The following is a 17,161-nucleotide window of genomic DNA, read 5'->3' on the forward strand; positions in this document are numbered from 1 at the left end:
CTCTTCAGTGCCTGTACGGTGCCCCGTCCGGAGCTGTTCCGGGCGGGGCACCGTCGTGTCCGCTACCGGGGCGTCAGCGTGCGGTCGCTCCAGGCCCACAGGGTCTCGACCCACACGTTCGGGACGTTGAGCCGGGGCGAGTAGGTCAGGTGCCGGGTCCGGTAGGCCTTCAGGACGTCGTACGTGGCGTCGAGGCAGTCGCGTGAGGTGAGTTCGCCGCTCTTCGGGTCGAGGCCGACGAGGAAGCCGCGGCTCTCGACGCTGCGGATCATGGCCCAGGCCGCGTTCACGTCACTGGTCGAGGACGCGACACAGCGGTAACGGCTGTACGGGTGCGTGGACTTGCCCGGGTAGTGGGCGTCCCGGGACATGTCGCTGAGCATGCGGTCGTACGATCCCTGCGCGTGCCAGGCGCCGATGTCGCCGCCCGGCGGGGTGTAGAGCTTGTTGGTGGGGTTCTCCACGGCGCCGTAGACCCACTGGTTCGTGCCGGTGACCCGGAAGCCCCAGCCGACGTGCCCGAACTTCTGCGCCCCGTCCGGCTTGACGAAGACGCAGGCGCCGCCGCCGGCCTGGCCGCCGCCCGCCATGTTGGTGATCGCCGCGGTGCCGCTGGGCGTGGCCGCCGCCTTCGCCCGGGGCGCCGTCTGCTGGCAGCCGGTGATGCCGACGATCGCGCCGATCACGGCCGCCGCGGCCGTCCAGCGGAGCGCTCCGCGCCGTCCTCGGTTGTTCATGCCATCCCCCGATGGTGCGGGGGCGCCCCGCGCGGGCACCCCATGCCGACCGCGACGGGGAGGAGGCGGGCCGGGGTTCCTCCGGTGACACGGCGGTGACGCCTCCGGGGCCGCTCCGGTACGGGGCTTTACAGGGCGAGTCGTCCTGTGAGCGTGTAAGTCTCGTCTCACCTGCGGGAAAGCGCCCCCGTGCGCCCCTCCGGGAAGCGCTTGCGGCCTTATTGTCTAAACGTCAAACGCCCCCGGGGCCGATGGGCGGCCCCTCCTTAAGGAGCACTCATGACCGCGCCCGTCGTCCACTCGCTGCGCGAACAGATCCGCGAGCACATCGTGGAGGGGATCGTGAGCGGGCGCTGGAAGCCGGGCGAGCGCATCGTCGAGCGTCGGATCGCGACCGAGCTGGAGGTCAGCCAGACGCCCGTGCGGGAGGCACTGCGCGAGCTGGAGTCGCTGCGGCTGATCGAGTCGGCGCCGAACAAGGGCGTGCGGGTGCGGAACCTGACGGCGGCCGACCTGGAGGAGAGCTACCCGGTCCGGGCCGGTCTGGAGGCGATCGCGGCGGAGCTGGCGGCGGAGCGGCTGGCGGGCGACTGCTCGGCCCTTGAGCCGCATGTCGCCGCGCTGTACGAGGCGGACCGGGAGTCGGACGGCACGGCGCAGGTGCGGCACACGGTGGGCTTCCACCGGGAGATGGTCCGGGCGGCGGGCAACTCGGTGTTGTTGCACACCTGGGAGGGGCTGGGCATCGAGGTGTTCACGGCGCTGTCGATTCGGTGGCTGGGGACGGTGCAGCAGTCGTATGCGGAGGAGCACGAGGAGTTGGTGCAGGCGTTTCGGCGCCGGGATCCTCGGATCGCGGAGTTGGTGAAGGCGCATGTGCTGGGGTGTGCGCCCCGGCATGAAGGCGAGTAGGAAAGGTGCATTGTCGGGTGCGGGTGCGTTGTGGCTGGGCGCGCCCACGCGGCGGAGCCGCAAATGAATACAGCCCCGCGCCCCTAGGTACCTGACACCACTCGGCACCACCCGAGCAGCCCCCCGCTCACCTGCGAAAACAAGCCCTCAACAAGGTCACCCGGTGCCATCACCGAAGGCACCCCGTGCCTACTTTCTCGGAATCGAGAGGTTTTGCCCGTCAACCCTTTGATCGATCATCGATCAGGGAGTTACAGTCGCCGACGGGCCTCCACCGGGGCCTGACGGGCTTCCACCGAAGCTCAAGCCCTGTCCTGCCAAAGACCAAGGGCACCCCCGAACCCTTACCGATGAGGGAACCCCCTTCGACTGAGGAAGGCGGCGACATGACCGACCCCAACGCCATCCAGCCGAGCGAGCTCGACCAGCTCCCCGACCGGGACCCCGAGGAGACCGCCGAATGGCAGGCCTCCCTGGACGCGGTCGCCAAGGCTGCCGGCCCGCACCGTGCCGCGTACCTGATGCGCCGCACGCTGGAGAGGGCGGAGGGCAACGGCATCGCGCTGCCGAAGCTCCTCGAGACCGACTACGTCAACACCATCCCCACCTCCGCGGAGCCGGGCCTGCCCGGTGACCCGGAGCTGGAGGCCCGGATCACCGCCTGGAACCGCTGGAACGCGGCCGCCATGGTGACCCGGGGCAGCAAGTACGGCGTGGGCGGCCACATCGCCACCTTCGCCTCCGCGGCCTGGCTCTACGAGACCGGCTTCAACCACTTCTTCAAGGGCAAGGAAGCCGACGGTTCCGGCGACCAGCTCTACATCCAGGGCCACGCCTCCCCCGGCATCTACGCCCGCGCCTTCCTCGACGGGCGTCTCAACGAGGCGCACCTCGACAACTTCCGCCGCGAGTCCGGCGGCAACGGCCTCCCCTCGTACCCGCACCCCCGCCGGCTGCCCTGGCTGTGGGAGTTCCCGACCGTCTCCATGGGTCTCGGTCCGCTCTCCGCCATCTACCAGGCGCGCTTCAACCGGTACCTCACCAACCGCGGCATCAAGGACGTGTCCGCTTCGCACGTCTGGGCTTTCCTCGGTGACGGTGAGATGGACGAGCCCGAGTCCACCGCGGCACTCGCACTGGCCTCGCGTGAGGGTCTCGACAACCTCACCTTCGTCATCAACTGCAACCTCCAGCGCCTCGACGGCCCGGTCCGCGCGAACTTCAAGATCGTGCAGGAGCTGGAGGCCCAGTTCCGCGGCGCCGGCTGGAACGTCATCAAGACGCTGTGGGGCTCGGCCTGGGACGAGCTGTTCCAGCTCGACACCACGGGCGCGCTGGTACGCCGGCTGCGCGAGGTACCGGACGCGCAGGTCCAGACGTACCAGACCCGCGACGCCGCCTACATCCGCCAGGACTTCTTCGGCAAGGACCCGGCGCTCGCCGAGATGGCGAAGCTGCTGAGCGACGACAAGATCCTGGAGTGCTTCCACCTCTCCCGCGGTGGCCACGAGGCGCGCAAGGTGTACGCCGCCTACAAGGCCGCGGTCGAGTTCAAGGGCGCCCCGACGGTGATCCTGGCCCAGACGGTCAAGGGCCACACGCTCGGCGAGGGCTTCGCGTCGAAGAACGCCAACCACCAGATGAAGAAGCTGACGGTGGACGAGTTCAAGACGATGCGTGATCTTCTCGAGCTGCCGATCTCGGACGGCGACTTCGTCGACGGTGTCGTCCCCTACGGCCACCCCGGCGCCGACTCCCCCGAGGTGCGCTACCTCCAGGAGCGCCGCGCGGCCCTCGGCGGCCCGGCCCCGGCCCGCCGTACGCACCCGCTGGCCCCGCTGCCCGCCCCCGCCGAGAAGGCCTTCGCCTCCTTCGACAAGGGCTCCGGCTCCCAGAACGTGGCCACCACCATGGCCTTCGTCCGCCTGGTCAAGGACCTGGTCCGCGACAAGGAGACGGGCAAGCGCTGGGTGCCGATCGTCCCCGACGAGGCGCGCACCTTCGGCATGGAGTCGCTGTTCCCGTCGCTGGGCATCTACTCGCCCAAGGGCCAGACGTACGAGCCGGTCGACCGCGACCAGCTGATGTACTACAAGGAGGCCAAGAACGGCCAGATCCTCAACGAGGGGATCACCGAGGCCGGTTCGATGGCCGACTTCATCGCCGCGTCCACCGCGTACTCCACGCACGGCGAAGCGATGATCCCGTTCTACATCTTCTACTCGATGTTCGGCTGGCAGCGCACGGCCGACCAGATGTGGCAGCTCGGCGACCAGCTGGGCCGCGGCTTCCTGGTCGGCGCGACGGCCGGTCGTACGACGCTGACGGGTGAAGGCCTCCAGCACGCGGACGGCCACTCGCCGGTCATCGCGGCGACCAACCCGGCGTCCCTGACGTACGACCCGGCGTTCGCGTACGAGGTCGCCACGATCGTCAAGGACGGTCTGCGCCGGATGTACGGCGAGGCGGCCCCGGGTGAGGACCCGAACGTCTTCTACTACCTGACGGTCTACAACGAGCCGCTCCCGCAGCCGGCCAAGCCGTCCGGCCTCGGCATCGACGAGGGCATCGTCAAGGGCCTGTACCGCTTCAACACCGCGGAGTCGGCGGGCCTGAACGTGGCCGCGGCCAACGCCCCGCGCATCCAGCTGCTGGGCTCCGGCACGGCGATCCACTGGGCTCTGAAGGCACAGCGGCTGCTGGCCGAGGAGTGGGGCGTGGCGGCCGACGTCTGGTCCGCGACGTCCTGGACCGAGCTGCGCCGTGACGCGCTGGAGGCCGACGCGGCCCTGCTGCGCGGCGAGGAGCGGGTGCCGTACGTCCGTCAGGCGCTGCACGGCGCCGAGGGCCCGGTCCTGGCCGTCTCCGACTACATGCGCCAGGTCCCGGACCAGATCGCGCAGTGGGTCGAGCAGGACTGGTCGTCGCTGGGCGCGGACGGCTTCGGCCTCTCCGACACCCGCGACGCGGCCCGCCGCCACTTCGGTGTCGACGCCGAGTCGATCGTCGTGGCCGCGCTCGCCCAGCTGGCCCGTCGCGGCGAGGTCAAGGCGACGGCGGTGAAGGAAGCGCGCGAGAAGTACGGGCTGTAGGAGCCCGGTGAGTGAGGAGGCCCCCGCCGCGGCGGGGGCCTCGTTGCATGATGAGCCCATGCGTGCCGCCCGCCTGATCAAGATGGTGCTCCTCCTCCAGTCCCGTCCCTCCATGACCGCCGCCGAGCTCGCCGAGGAGCTGGAGGTGTCCGAGCGGACCGTCACCCGGGACGCGCAGGCGCTGTCGGAGGCGGGGGTGCCGGTGTACGCGGAGCGGGGGCGGGCCGGCGGGTACCGGCTGATCGGCGGGTACCGGACCCGGCTCACGGGCCTGCACCGCGGTGAGGCGGAGGCGCTGTTCCTGTCCGGGCTGCCAGGAGCGCTGCGCGAGATGGGCCTGGAGGACGCGGCCTCGGCGGCCCGCCTGAAGGTGTCGGCGGCGCTTCTGCCCTCCCTGCGGGACGCCTCGCGCTCGGCCGCCCAGCGTTTCCACCTCGACGCCCCGACCTGGTGGAGCGAGCCGAAGACGCCCGAGCTGCTGCCCGCCGTCGCGGACGCGGTGTGGGACGACCGGCGGGTCGTCGCGCGCTACCGCAAGGGCGAGGCGGAGGTGGAGCGGGAGCTGGAGCCGTACGGGCTCGTGCTGAAGGCGGGCGTCTGGTACCTGTGCGCGCGGGTACAGGGGGCATCCGGAGCGTTCCGGGTGTACCGGATCGACCGGTTCACGGCGGTGGAGCCGGGCGAGGAACGGTTCTCCCGCGACGCGGACTTCGATCTGCCGGGGTTCTGGGAGGAGCGGGCCGCACAGTTCGCGCGGGCCATCCTGCGGGCGGAAGTGGTCGTACGGCTGTCCCCGGAGGGCGTGCGCGTGCTGCCGCACGTCCTGGACCGGCTCTCCGTGCGGGAGGCGCTGGCGCGGGCCGCGGCACCGGACGCGGAGGGCTGGGTGACGGTGACCGTGCCCGTGGAGTCCGAGGAGGTCGCGCACACCCAGCTCGCCGGGCTGGGCCCGGAAGTGGAGGTGCTGGCCCCGGAGAGCCTCCGGGCGCGCTTCACCGCGGACGCGCTGCGCCTGGGGCGCCTGTACGGGACATAACAATCCGCCGCACTCCACGTGCGCCCCACCCGCGCAGGGCCGATGCTGGACCCGTGATGGACGAGACGGAGTTCTGGGAGCTGGTGGACGCCACCCGCGAGGCCGCCGAGGGCGACCCCGAGGAGCAGGCCGACCTGCTCGTCGACAGACTCCTCCAACTGGACCCGGAGATGGTCCTCGACTTCGCCCGTCACTTCGAGGCCCGCTACAACCGGGCGTACACCTGGGACCTCTGGGGCGCCGCGTGGCTGCTCCTCGACGGGGCCAGCGACGACGCCTTCGACTTCTTCCGGTGCTGGCTGATCGGGCAGGGCCGTGAGGTGTACGAGGGCGCCGTGCACGCCCCCGACGCGCTGGCCGACCTGCTCGGCGACTTCGACGAGGAGATCGACGGCGACGGCGAGGAGCTCGGCTACGCGGCGGACGAGGCGTACGAACAGCTCACCGGCGCCGTCGCCCCCGACCTCGGCATCCCCCCGGCGGCTCCGGAGCCGGAGGGCACACCGATCGACTTCGAGGACGAGACAGCACTCGCGGAGCGCTACCCGAAGCTGTGGGAGCGGTTCAGGGGCTGAGCCCCGCCTCGCCTGGATCCCGGTCAGGCCGCGCCCTTGCGGCGGGTCGGGTCCGTCGGGATGTAGGCCTGTGTCTGATCCGCCTTCAGCACGACGTGATGCAGGGGCGCCGCGTTGGCCTGATCGAGGGCGGAGGCTGTGACGGCGGCCGGGCCGAGGACGACGGCCACGGCCGCGCAGAGCGCCGCCCAGGGGCCGCGGGACGTCTTGGTGCCGGTGTGACTGCTGTTCATCTTCCCCGCCTCCAGTCAGTTTCAGTGCGTGTGCGTTGACGGTAGGAGGGTTGTCTCGGGGTGGTCGTTGAGCCGGCTACGAGAAGCCTGTGAGCGCACGGAAGCAAGCGGAGCACAGAAGGTTCACCTTCGGTCTCTTGACCCGTGGCGTGACACGCGGCGTACCGTGGCCGCCCCCGAACAGGAGCGCCCTGCCCATGACCAGCCCGTACGTGCGGGAGATATCGCGCGAGGAGCATCTCGCCCACCTCGGGCGGCACCCCGCGGTCAGTCATCTCCAGATTCCCGAGTGGGGCGATGTGAAGCCCGACTGGCAGGCGGAGAGCGTGGGGTGGTTCGAGGGGGAGGCGCTGGTCGCGGCCGCGCTCGTGCTGTACAGGCCGCTTCCCGGGACCCGGCGCTGCCTCGCGTACGTCCCGGAGGGGCCGTCGATCGACTGGCGGTCGCGCCTCGAACCCTGGCTCGACCCGCTCGTGGCGCACGTGGAGAGGCGCGGCGCCTTCTCGCTGCGGATCGGGCCGCCGCTGGTGGTGCGGCACTGGGAGCCGGGCACCGTCACGGCGGGCGTCGCCGACCCGGCCGTACGGCATCTGCGGGAGGTGCCCGCGGACGGGGTGGACGGGTTCGCGCTGGACGCCGGGGCGCGGCTGGAGCGGCTCGGGTGGCGGCGGTGTGCCGAGGAGGGAAACGGGTTCGGGCTCGGGCAGCCGCGGTACGGGTGTCAGGTGCCGCTCGCCGGGCGGTCGGTGGACGAGCTGCGCGCGGCCCTCGCCCCGCACTGGGAGCAGGCGCTGCGGACCGCGGAGAACTCCGGTGTCCGGGTCGGCTGGGGCAGCGCCGCCGACCTGCCCGACTTCCACCGCCTCTACACCTCGACCGCCGCCCACGACGGCTTCAAGGCACGCCCGCCGGACTACTTCCGGCGCCTGTGGAAGGCGCTCAACGCCCTGGACGACGACCAGGTGCGGCTGTATCTCGCCGAGTACGACGGGGTCGCGCTGTCCGCCGCGCTGATGATCAACGTGGGCTCCAGGGGCTGGCACTCGTACGCCGCCTCCGGGCGTCGGGGGCGTCAGCTCCGGCCCAGCAGCGCGTTGCTGTGGCGGATGCTCAACGACGCCCGCTCGGCGGGCGCCGAGACCTACGACCTGCGCTCCGTCACGCCGGAGCTGGCGGAGAGCAAGCTGCTGGGGCGGCTGCTCTTCAAGACCGGGGCGGGTGGGCGGGTCGTGGAGTACCTCGGCGAGTGGGAACGGCCGGTGGGCGGCCAGGGGGCCGTCCTACAGCGAGCGGTGCGGGTCTACCTCGGGCGACGGTGAGGGCGACGGTGACGGGGTGAGCCTGCCCTGGAGGCGGGCCGCCTCGCTCCGGATGGCGGGGAGCTCGGCGGTGAGGGCGGCGCCGGGGCAGCTGGTCATGTAGCCCTCGTTGTGGCCGGCGACAGCCGGAAGGGCGGCGGTGGTGCCGGTGGGGTAGCGGCTGTAGCTGTTGCTCGACACGAGCTTGACGCTCGCGCGCGGGTCGACGCCCGCCAGGCCCAGCTTCCATGCCGCCAGGGCCGCGATCGCGTGCGCCATGGCCGGGGGGACCCGGACGCCCGCCGTGAAGGTGCCGAGGGCCGCTATGCCGCTGGTGCGGTGGTTGAAGCCCTGGGTGTGGGCGCCGGTGACCGGGCGGTCGACGCCGCCCGCGCGGCCCTCGTAGATCGTGCCGCAGCGGTCGACCAGGAAGTTGTAGCCGATGTCGTCCCAGTCCCGGACGCCGGTCTGGCCGGCCGCGAGATAGCGGATGATGCGGGGCGCGTCCGCGCAGTCGTAGCTGTTGGGCGAGTCGGTGTGGTGGATGAAGACGGCGACGACCTTGTCGTCGTACCGGGCGGGGGGCGGGGTCCGGGCGACGCCGTTCGCCTCTCCCGTGCCCGTCGCCCACACCGAGCGCGGCACGATGTGCGGCCTCGGCGCGTGGTGCGAGGTGGCCGGGCGGGCCGCGAGGGCGTGCGCGGGGCGGGCCTCGGCGCGGCGTTCGACACCGGTCGCGCACAGGACCAGGGCCACCACGGCCGCGAGGCCGGGTACGCAGGACAGCAGGAGCAGCGCGCGGCGGCTTCGCCACGGCGGCCCGGTCCGTATTCGGACCGGTCGGCGGCCTCTTCGCATCCCCCGTGCTCTTCGGACACGCATGGTCCCACTCTCGGCCCGATCCGCCGCGCCCGCGATGTGTGGTGTGCCACCCGGTGGAACCATCGTCCAGGTCCGGGGCGTTTCTCCGGGTGCACGGACATCGTGTGCACGCGCGCGTGGCCTGTTCCGGCGCCACGCGCGCGGGCGTGCTGATCACCGGGCCCGTCCCGCCCGTAATAAGGGGTCCGAGAGAAAGGCGGCTCCGTGGATCTGCTCGACATCGTGCTGGTGCTGGTCGTCCTGGCCTACGCGGCATCCGGCTACCGGCGCGGCCTCATGGCCGGCTGTGTCTCCTTCGCCGGGTTCGTCGGCGGCGCGGTCATCGGGGTGTGGGTGCTGCCCTGGATGATGGATCTGGTGACACCGGGCAGTACGTCGGCGACGGTGACCGCGGTGCTGACCGTGCTGGTCCCGGCCGTGGTGGGGCATGAACTGGCGGGGCGGCTGGCGCTGCGGCTGCGCCGGGAGCTGGACAAGGGGCCGCTCCGGGTCGCCGACGGCATCGGCGGGGCCGCCGCCAACTCGGTGGCCGTGCTGATCGTGGCGTGGGTGGCGGCGAGCGTGCTGGGCGCGTCCTCGTCGGCGCTGCTCACCTCGTCGATCCGGGACTCGCGGCTGCTGGGCGCGGTGCAGGACGCGATGCCGGACACCACGCCGGGCTGGTTCTCGCGGGCCACGTCCGCGCTGACCGAGGCGGGCTTCCCGCAGGTCTTCAACCCGTTCGAGAACGAGTCGACGGCCCAGGTCGCCAAGCCCACCGGCGACAGCGTCACCCGGGCCGCGACGACCGCCGCCAAGGTCAGCACCGTGAAGATCGAGGGCGCCTCCGGCACCCAGGGCCGCGAGGGCAGCGGGTTCGTGTACGCGCCGGAGCACGTGATGACGAACGCGCACGTGGTGGCGGGCATCGACGGGCCGAGCGTGCGGATCGGCGGGGTCGGGAGGTCGTACGAGGCACAGGTCGTGCTCTTCGATCCGGACCGGGACGTGGCCGTGCTGTACGTGCCGGGGCTGCGGGCGCCGGTGCTGAAGTTCGACGACAGCGCCTCGCGCGGGGACTCCGCGGTCGTCGCCGGTTATCCGCAGGACGGCGACCTCAACCTCCAGGCGGCCACCGTGGCCAACCGGGTCCGGGCGACCGGCCAGAACATCTACAACGACGCGAGCGTGACCCGCGAGATCTACTCGATCCGGTCCACCGTCCGGCCCGGCAACTCCGGCGGACCGCTGCTGACCACGGACGGCAAGGTGTACGGCGTGGTCTTCGCCCGGTCGACGTCGGACGACGAGACGGGGTACGTCCTCACCGCCGACGAGGTGGCCGCCGACGCCGAGCGCGCGGCGACGGCGACCGCGCCGGTGGACACGGGTGACCTGATCACGTCGTGACAGTCCGAGGAGAAGCGCCCTCGGACGGACCAATGCCCTGGCCGGGCGCCCGCGCGGGCGTACCCCTGGGCACATGACACTGCCCGTCTTCTTCCTGATCTCCCTGCTGGCGGCCGGGGGCGCGCTCTACGTCGTCGTCCGCAGACGCCGCGACGCCGCCGAGGCCGACCAGATCAGGGACTGCTGAACCAGGGGCCGCCGCGCCTCAGAGGCCGCGCCCCATGAACACGTCGTCGACATACGCGCCGTCGATCAGGAACTCCTCCGGCAGCACACCTTCGACGACGAAGCCCTCGGACTCGTAGAGCTTGCGCGCCGGGGTGTTGTGGCCCAGGACGCGGAGCGTGAGGCGGCGGGCGCCGCGGCGGCGGGCCTCCTCGGTGACCGCGCGGATCAGCGCCCGGCCGACGCCACGGCCGCGGGCCTCCTCGGCGACGGCGAGGCCCTGGATCTGGCGGACGTGGGCGTTCGCGGCGAGTGAGGTGGGGAAGGCCAGGCGGACGTAGCCGACGACGCGGCCGTCGAGCTCGGCGACCAGGTGGTCGTCGGGGCTGTGCCGCTCGTCGAAGAACGGCTCGTAGGGCGGCTGCGGTTCGGGCATCACCGCGTGCAGCGGTGACCAGGTCGCGCGGTCGAGACGCCCCAGCTCCTCGTCGTCGTCGGGCAGGGCGCGGCGTATGTACGGCTCGGACATGACCGTCAGCCTACGGCGGCGGGTCCACCCCGCGGCGACGGGTTTTCCCGCTGCCCGGGCGCAGAATGGGCGGCATGCAGCCTTCCCGAATCGCGGTGGCCGGTGCGTCCGGCCTCATCGGCAGTGCACTGGTGACGTCTCTGACGGCGGACGGTCATGAGGTGGTGCGGCTCGTCCGGCGCGTGCCGCGAGGGGAGGGCGAGGTGCGCTGGGACCCCGAGGGCGGGACGGTGGACGCGGCCGGGCTCGCCGGGTGCGACGTCGTGGTCAACCTCGCGGGTGCCGGGGTCGGGGACCGGCGGTGGACGGAGGCGTACAAGGCCCGTATCCGGTCCAGCCGGGTGCACGGCACGGCGGCGCTCGCGAAGGCCGTCGCCTCGCTCGACGTGCCACCGCGGGTCTTCGTCAACGGCAGCGCCATGGGCTACTACGGCGAGACCGGCGACCGGGTCGTGGACGAGAGCGCGCCGCCCGGCGAGGGTTTCCTGCCCGAGGTGTGCGTGGAGTGGGAGGGCGCCGCGGCTCCGGCCCAGGAGGCGGGCGTGCGGACGGTGTTCACCCGGACCGGGCTGGTGGTGGCGCGCGGGGGCGGGGCCTGGGGGCGGTTGTTCCCGCTGTTCAGGGCGGGGCTCGGGGGGCGGCTGGGCGACGGGCGGCAGTACTGGTCGTTCATCGCGCTGCACGACGAGGTGGCCGCGATCCGGTATCTCATCGACACCGACGGGCTGTCCGGCCCGTTCAACCTCACCGCGCCGACCCCGCTGACCAACCGGGAGATCACCGAGGCGATGGGACGCGTGCTGCACCGGCCGACGGTGTTCGCGGTGCCGGCGCCGGTGCTGCGGACGGTGCTCGGCGACATGGCCGGGGATGTCCTCGGGAGTCAACGGGTGGTGCCCAAGCGGCTGTTGGAGGCGGGGTTCACGTTCGCGTTCCCGGAGATCGAGGGGGCGCTCCGAGCAGCCGTATGACCGTATGCGACCGCCGTGCGACCGTGCCCTGTTCATGCGCGACTGTCCCTGACCGATCACAGCCTTAACCTCAAGCCGAACTCGGGTATCCCCGGAGCCTGTTGGGGGCATGACGTCCCCACCGGCCGCGCAACCTCGAGGAGGGGCACGTGCTTGAGCCCGCGTACCAGGCGGACGTCGTGATCGTGGGAGCCGGGGTCGCCGGGCTCTCCGCGGCGCATCGGCTGACCAGCGCAGGAGTGACGACCGCAGTCCTGGAGGCCGCCCACGGTGTGGGGGGCCGCATGTCGACGGAGAAGGTCGACGGCTTCCGGCTCGACCGCATCGGGCAGCTGCTGTCCACGGCGTATCCCGAACTGCGCCTGACACCAGGGCTCGACGGGCTGGCGCTGCGCCCCTTCGCCCCCGGCGTCCTGCTGCACAGCGACGGACGCCACCATCGCGCGGGCGCCACCCCGGCGAACACGAGGAGCGCCCCGGGGAGCACCACGGGAGGCGCTGTGCGGAGCACGAGGGGCGCGCGGGGCGCACTGCATGCCGTACGCGCCCTGGCGAGCGCCCCCCGCCCGGCGCCGCGCCCGACGGCGCTCCCCCGCGCCGGCACCGCCCCGCTGGGCACCGCCGTCGACCAGGCCCGCCTCGGCGCCGCGCTGGCCCGGATCGCGAGCGCCCCCGTCGAGCGCCTCCTCGCCCGCCCCGAACTCCCCGCCGCCCGGGCCCTCGCCGCCCGCGGTCTGCCCGCCCGCACGATCGACGGCTTCCTGCGCCCGCTCCTCGCCGCCCTTTTGTGCGACCCGGAGCTGACGACGTCCAGCCGCTGCGCGGACCTCGCGCTGCGCTCCTTCGCGGGCGGGCGGCTGTGTGTGCCGGAGGGCGGGGCGGAGGTCCTGCCGGAGCTGCTGGCGCGCTCGCTGCCGCCGGGGACGGTGCACACCGGGGTCCGGGTCACCTCGGTCTCGACGAACACGGTGACCACCGCCGAGCACGGCGAGTTCCGCTGCCGTGCGGTCCTCCTGGCGACCGACGCGCGCGCCGCCGCGGAGCTGCTGCCGGGGCTGCGCGTACCGGACTTCCACCAGGTGACGGTCGTCCACCACACCACCGACGAGCCGCCGGCGACCGGCACCGCGCTCCTGCTGGACGCGGACCGCGGCGGCCCGGTGGCCCACACGGCGGTGGTCAGCCAGGTGGACCCGAGCCGCGCCCCCGCGGGCCGCGCCCTGATCTCCTCGACGGTCCTCGGCCCGCCCCCGCCGGACGTCGAGACCGCCGTACGCATGCACCTGGCCCGCCTCTACGGCACGTCGACGACCCGCTGGGAGACCCTCGCCGTCCACCACACCCCGGAGGCGGTCCCGACCATGCGGGCCCCCCACGACCTGCGCCGCCCGGTACGCCTCCTGGCGGGCCTGTACGTCTGCGGCGACCACCGGGACACCAGCACGGTCCAGGGGGCGCTGCATTCGGCGCACCGGGCGACGTCGGCGCTGCTGGCGGACCTGGGCGCAAGGGGTTCGATGCACAGGGCGGACCCGCTCCCCTCGGCCGAGGCCGCTTAACCCAGCGCCGCCACCTTGTCCCGATACCCCCGCACCGGTGCAGCGTCCTTGTACGGCTCCAACCTCCGCTCGAAGTCCCTCACATACTCGATCGCCCGCACCGACCGCATCTCCGCGGCGGCGCCGGCCGCCTCCGCCCCCAGTGCGCAGGCCTGATCGAGCTCACCGAGGCCGAGCCGGGCGGAGGCGAGGACGACCCGGCAGAAGAGCCGACTGCGGGCGTACGCCGGCGCCCGCAGCTGGAGCGACCGCTCGGCATGCTGCGCCGCCGCGCGGAACTGCTGAAGGTCCCGGTGCGCGTGCCCGAACTCGTCGGCGAGCTGTGCCTCGTCGAAGAAGCGGGCCCAGTACGGGACTTCGTCACCGGGCCGGGCCGCCTCCAGGGCGCGCTCGGCACGGACGAGCGCGCCCGTGCAGTTGCGCACCTCGCCGAGCACCCCGTGCCCGCGCGCCTCGACGGCGTGCAGCAGCGCCTGCACGACCGGCGGGGCGTTGGTCCCGAGCCCCTGCTGGGCGACGCGCGCCAGCTGCACCGCCTCGCGTCCGTGCCCGAGATAGACGGCCTGGCGGCTCATCGTGATCAGCACGTACGACCCGTAGGCCCGGTCCGCGGCCGCCTGCGCGAGCCGCAGCGACTGCACGAAGTACCGCTGCGCGAGCCCGTGCGCCGCGATGTCGTACGACGTCCAGCCCGCGAGCCTGGTCAGGTCGGCGGCGGCCGCGAACAGGCGGCGGCCGGTCTGCTCGCCGTAGGTGCCGCGCAGCATCGGCTCGCACTCGTGCTCCAGGTAGCGCACGAGGGCCTGGCGGGCGTGGCCGCCGCCGTACATGTTGTCGAGGGAGCGGAAGAGCTCGCCGACCGAGCGGAGCGCGGCGATGTCGCCGCCGGTGACCTTCTGGCCGGGGCCGCGTTCGGCGCCGCGCTGCCGGGGCACCGCGGGGCGGCCCTGGGCGGGGACGCGCAGCGGGGGTTCACCGCGGGCGACCTTGTCGTCGGCCCGGCCGATCAGCCAGTCGCGGCTGGGGACGACGAGGCCCGCCGGGGTGAAGGCGATCTTCCGCAGCTCGGCGTGGCTGCCGGAGTCCTTGCGCCACAGCCCGCTGACGATGTCGACGGCCTCCTCGGGGGTGGCCGCGAACTCCAGGCCCGCGTAGACCGGCGCGCAGGCGTCGAGACCGAGGTCCTGGGCGCTCAGGCGCCGGCCGAGGCGGCGGGTGAAGACCTCGGCGATGAGGGCGGGGGTGGTGCCGCGGGGCTGCTGGCCGCGCAGCCACCGGGTGACCGATGTCTTGTCGTATCTCAGATCAAGCCCGTGTTCCAGACCGAGTTGGTCCACTCGACGGGCGAGTCCCGCGTTGGAGAACCCCGCTTCTGCGATGAGCGCGGCGAGCTGGCGGTTGGGAGTGCGCTGCGCGGGTCGTTCCGTCATCTGCGGTGGTGTCTCCTGCCCGGATTGCCTGTGAGCAGCCCTTATGGCCTCTATAGGACGGCGTGAATGTAGCGGAGAGTGAGCAGACGATCGCACACTTCCACGTTCGTTCATCCGATCGTGTGAGGATTGACCGCACGGCTGACGCGCGACGGCGAGTCGTACAGTGGCGTAGGCACGTTTCGTGCCTTACGACAGCCGGTCGTGCTAGGGAGGCGCTTGCCGTGAGTGAGTTGCGGTTCGTCCGTATGGGGTTCGGCGCGGACGCCGTCGAGTACCAGGAGGCGTGGGACGAGCAGCGCCGGGTGCACGCGGCGCGGTTCGCGGACGAGGTCCCCGACACCGTCCTGCTGCTCGAACACCCGCCGGTCTACACGGCCGGCCGGCGCACGGCCGACAACGAGCGCCCGCTCGACGGCACGCCGGTCGTCGACGTGGACCGCGGCGGCAAGATCACCTGGCACGGCCCGGGGCAGCTGGTGGGCTACCCGATCCAGAAGCTGCCGCGCCCGGTGGACGTCGTGGCGCATGTACGACGCCTCGAGGAAGCCCTGATCCGCACGTGCGCCGAGTTCGGTCTGGAGACCAGCCGGGTCGAGGGGCGCAGCGGGGTGTGGGTGCTCGGTGACCCCGTCGAGCAGCGCCCTTCGCTCGGCGGCCTGTCGCTGGACTTCGACCCCCGGCTGCACGACGAGGAGTTCGACCCGCGCATGAACGGGCCCGAGTACGCCCCGTCCAACGCCGGGCAGCGGCGCGAGGACCGCAAGATCGCGGCGATCGGCATCCGGGTCGCCAAGGGCGTCACGATGCATGGCTTCGCGCTGAACGTGAACCCGGACAACCGCTGGTTCGACCGGATCATCCCGTGCGGCATCCGTGACGCGGGGGTGGCGTCGCTGGCGAACGAGCTGGGCCGGGACGTGACGATCGACGAGGTGCTGCCGGTGGTGGAGCGGCATCTGCGGGATGTGCTGGAGAACGCCGATCTGAAGCCCCGCGAGATTGAACGGGCGACCGCCTGACGGTGGGGAATGGGGCCCGCGGCCGAGAGGTTGGCCTCTGCTGTAGGGCCCTGGAAAACACGGGCGTACCCTGGTGTACGCCGAAGAATCGAAGCTACAGGGAGCCGATGTGTCCGCAGTCACACCCGACGGACGCAAGATGCTGCGCCTGGAGGTCCGGAACGCCCAGACCCCCATCGAGCGCAAGCCCGAGTGGATCAAGACCCGGGCGAAAATGGGTCCCGAGTACACCGCCATGCAGAAACTCGTGAAGAGCGAGGGTCTGCACACGGTCTGCCAGGAAGCCGGCTGTCCCAACATCTACGAGTGCTGGGAGGACCGCGAGGCGACCTTCCTCATCGGCGGCGACCAGTGCACCCGGCGCTGTGACTTCTGCCAGATCGACACCGGCAAGCCCGAGGCCCTCGACCGCGACGAGCCGCGCCGCGTCGGCGAGTCCGTGGTCACCATGGACCTGAACTACGCCACCATCACCGGCGTCGCCCGCGACGACCTGGAGGACGGCGGCGCCTGGCTGTACGCCGAGACCGTGCGCCAGATCCACCAGCAGACCGCGGAGCGCGAGGGCGGCCACACCAAGGTCGAGCTGCTCGCCCCCGACTTCAACGCCGTACCGGAGCTGCTCCGGGAGGTCTTCGAGTCGCGCCCCGAGGTCTTCGCGCACAACGTCGAGACGGTGCCCCGGATCTTCAAGCGGATCCGCCCCGGCTTCCGCTACGAGCGCTCCCTGAAGGTCATCACCGAGGCCCGCGACTTCGGCCTGGTGACCAAGTCCAACCTGATCCTCGGCATGGGCGAGACCCGCGAGGAGGTCAGCGAGGCGCTCCAGCAGCTGCACGACGCGGGCTGCGAGCTCGTCACCATCACGCAGTACCTGCGGCCCTCCGTGCGCCACCACCCCGTGGAGCGCTGGGTCAAGCCGCACGAGTTCGTGGAGCTGAAGGAGGAGGCCGAGCAGATCGGCTTCTCGGGTGTCATGTCGGGCCCGCTCGTCCGGTCCTCCTACCGGGCCGGCCGGCTCTACCAGATGGCCGTCGAGAAGCGCGGCTCCTACGTCGCCTCGCAGGCTGTCTGAGCCTCGCTGGAGAACGACTGGATGGCACGGAGTGCCACTCACTCCGTGTGAATCCGAGCACAAGCAACTACCGCACGGTAGTGGCCGATTGACGCGGTCCTGGATGTCCCCGCAGATGGGGGCCTCATCAGGGCCGCGTCAGCGTTTTCGGGCCGCATATCAAGGCTTCATTGGTGTTTGACCGGTCGGTCACGCCCTGGTAACACCAATCAGTGACCCTGGTTGTACAGCCCGTGCACCATTCACCAGAGCCGCA

Annotated in this window: 15 protein-coding genes; 10 read left to right on the top strand and 5 right to left on the bottom strand. The window is 72.2% G+C overall.

The window, feature by feature from the left end:
• Positions 1-62 precede the first annotated feature (62 nt).
• Entirely contained in the window at positions 63-737 is a 675-nt protein-coding gene (locus EJC51_RS14580; RefSeq protein WP_126271472.1) for a hypothetical protein, read from the bottom strand.
• Between the two features lie 279 nt (positions 738-1,016).
• On the opposite strand from EJC51_RS14580, the gene EJC51_RS14585 reads away from it, so the two are divergent.
• The 4 genes from EJC51_RS14585 (at position 1,017) to EJC51_RS14600 (ending at position 6,352) form a co-directional block, all read left to right on the top strand.
• Entirely contained in the window at positions 1,017-1,649 is a 633-nt protein-coding gene (locus EJC51_RS14585) for a GntR family transcriptional regulator (protein ID WP_059191326.1), read from the top strand.
• A gap of 386 nt (positions 1,650-2,035) precedes the next feature.
• Entirely contained in the window at positions 2,036-4,741 is a 2,706-nt protein-coding gene (gene aceE / locus EJC51_RS14590; RefSeq protein WP_126271473.1) for a pyruvate dehydrogenase (acetyl-transferring), homodimeric type, read from the top strand.
• A gap of 58 nt (positions 4,742-4,799) precedes the next feature.
• Positions 4,800-5,777 carry a helix-turn-helix transcriptional regulator gene (locus EJC51_RS14595; protein WP_126271474.1) on the top strand — a complete coding sequence of 326 codons (978 nt, stop codon included), beginning with the start codon at positions 4,800-4,802 and terminating at the stop codon, positions 5,775-5,777.
• Positions 5,778-5,833: 56 nt separating this feature from the next.
• Positions 5,834-6,352 carry a DUF4240 domain-containing protein gene (locus EJC51_RS14600; RefSeq protein WP_126276951.1) on the top strand — a complete coding sequence of 173 codons (519 nt, stop codon included), beginning with the start codon at positions 5,834-5,836 and terminating at the stop codon, positions 6,350-6,352.
• A 23-nt stretch (positions 6,353-6,375) separates the two neighbouring features.
• On the opposite strand, the gene EJC51_RS14605 is transcribed toward EJC51_RS14600, so the two are convergent.
• Entirely contained in the window at positions 6,376-6,585 is a 210-nt protein-coding gene (locus EJC51_RS14605; protein WP_126271475.1) for a hypothetical protein, read from the bottom strand.
• A 197-nt stretch (positions 6,586-6,782) separates the two neighbouring features.
• Here EJC51_RS14605 and EJC51_RS14610 point away from each other — a divergent pair, with 197 nt between their 5' ends.
• Positions 6,783-7,904, top strand: coding sequence for a lipid II:glycine glycyltransferase FemX (locus tag EJC51_RS14610; protein WP_126271476.1), 1,122 nt, complete (start codon positions 6,783-6,785; stop codon positions 7,902-7,904).
• Here EJC51_RS14610 and EJC51_RS14615 read toward each other — a convergent pair.
• Positions 7,866-8,741 carry a peptidoglycan recognition protein family protein gene (locus tag EJC51_RS14615; protein ID WP_244362623.1) on the bottom strand — a complete coding sequence of 292 codons (876 nt, stop codon included), beginning with the start codon at positions 8,739-8,741 and terminating at the stop codon, positions 7,866-7,868. The genes EJC51_RS14610 and EJC51_RS14615 overlap by 39 nt on opposite strands.
• 228 nt (positions 8,742-8,969) lie before the next feature.
• Here EJC51_RS14615 and EJC51_RS14620 point away from each other — a divergent pair, with 228 nt between their 5' ends.
• On the top strand, positions 8,970-10,154 hold the full coding sequence (locus EJC51_RS14620; RefSeq protein ID WP_126271478.1) for a MarP family serine protease: 1,185 nt from the start codon (positions 8,970-8,972) through the stop codon (positions 10,152-10,154).
• 205 nt (positions 10,155-10,359) lie between these two features.
• On the opposite strand, the gene EJC51_RS14630 is transcribed toward EJC51_RS14620, so the two are convergent.
• Complete coding sequence (locus EJC51_RS14630; RefSeq protein ID WP_207924727.1) at positions 10,360-10,848, bottom strand: GNAT family N-acetyltransferase; 489 nt, start codon at positions 10,846-10,848, stop codon at positions 10,360-10,362.
• Positions 10,849-10,922: 74 nt separating this feature from the next.
• On the opposite strand from EJC51_RS14630, the gene EJC51_RS14635 reads away from it, so the two are divergent.
• Both EJC51_RS14635 and EJC51_RS14640 read left to right on the top strand, forming a co-directional pair.
• On the top strand, positions 10,923-11,819 hold the full coding sequence (locus EJC51_RS14635) for a TIGR01777 family oxidoreductase (protein ID WP_126271480.1): 897 nt from the start codon (positions 10,923-10,925) through the stop codon (positions 11,817-11,819).
• A gap of 149 nt (positions 11,820-11,968) precedes the next feature.
• Positions 11,969-13,378, top strand: a complete 1,410-nt coding sequence (locus EJC51_RS14640; RefSeq protein ID WP_126271481.1) for an NAD(P)/FAD-dependent oxidoreductase — start codon at positions 11,969-11,971, stop codon at positions 13,376-13,378.
• Here EJC51_RS14640 and EJC51_RS14645 read toward each other — a convergent pair.
• The gene (locus tag EJC51_RS14645; RefSeq protein ID WP_126271482.1) at positions 13,375-14,808 is read right to left on the bottom strand and encodes an NsdA family TPR-like regulatory protein; all 1,434 of its coding nucleotides are present in this window, start codon (positions 14,806-14,808) and stop codon (positions 13,375-13,377) included. The two genes, EJC51_RS14640 and EJC51_RS14645, sit on opposite strands and share 4 nt — an antisense overlap.
• Positions 14,809-15,032: 224 nt before the next feature.
• Here EJC51_RS14645 and lipB point away from each other — a divergent pair, with 224 nt between their 5' ends.
• Positions 15,033-15,830 (top strand): lipoyl(octanoyl) transferase LipB, encoded by a 798-nt coding sequence (lipB, locus tag EJC51_RS14650; protein ID WP_126271483.1) that lies wholly within the window; start codon positions 15,033-15,035, stop codon positions 15,828-15,830.
• A gap of 109 nt (positions 15,831-15,939) precedes the next feature.
• Positions 15,940-16,905: a lipoyl synthase gene (gene lipA / locus EJC51_RS14655; RefSeq protein WP_097263128.1), complete on the top strand. Its 966-nt coding sequence runs from the start codon at positions 15,940-15,942 to the stop codon at positions 16,903-16,905.
• The last annotated feature ends 256 nt before the right edge of the window (positions 16,906-17,161 follow it).

Origin of the sequence: Streptomyces aquilus (assembly GCF_003955715.1) — a bacterium.
GTDB lineage: Bacteria > Actinomycetota > Actinomycetes > Streptomycetales > Streptomycetaceae > Streptomyces > Streptomyces aquilus.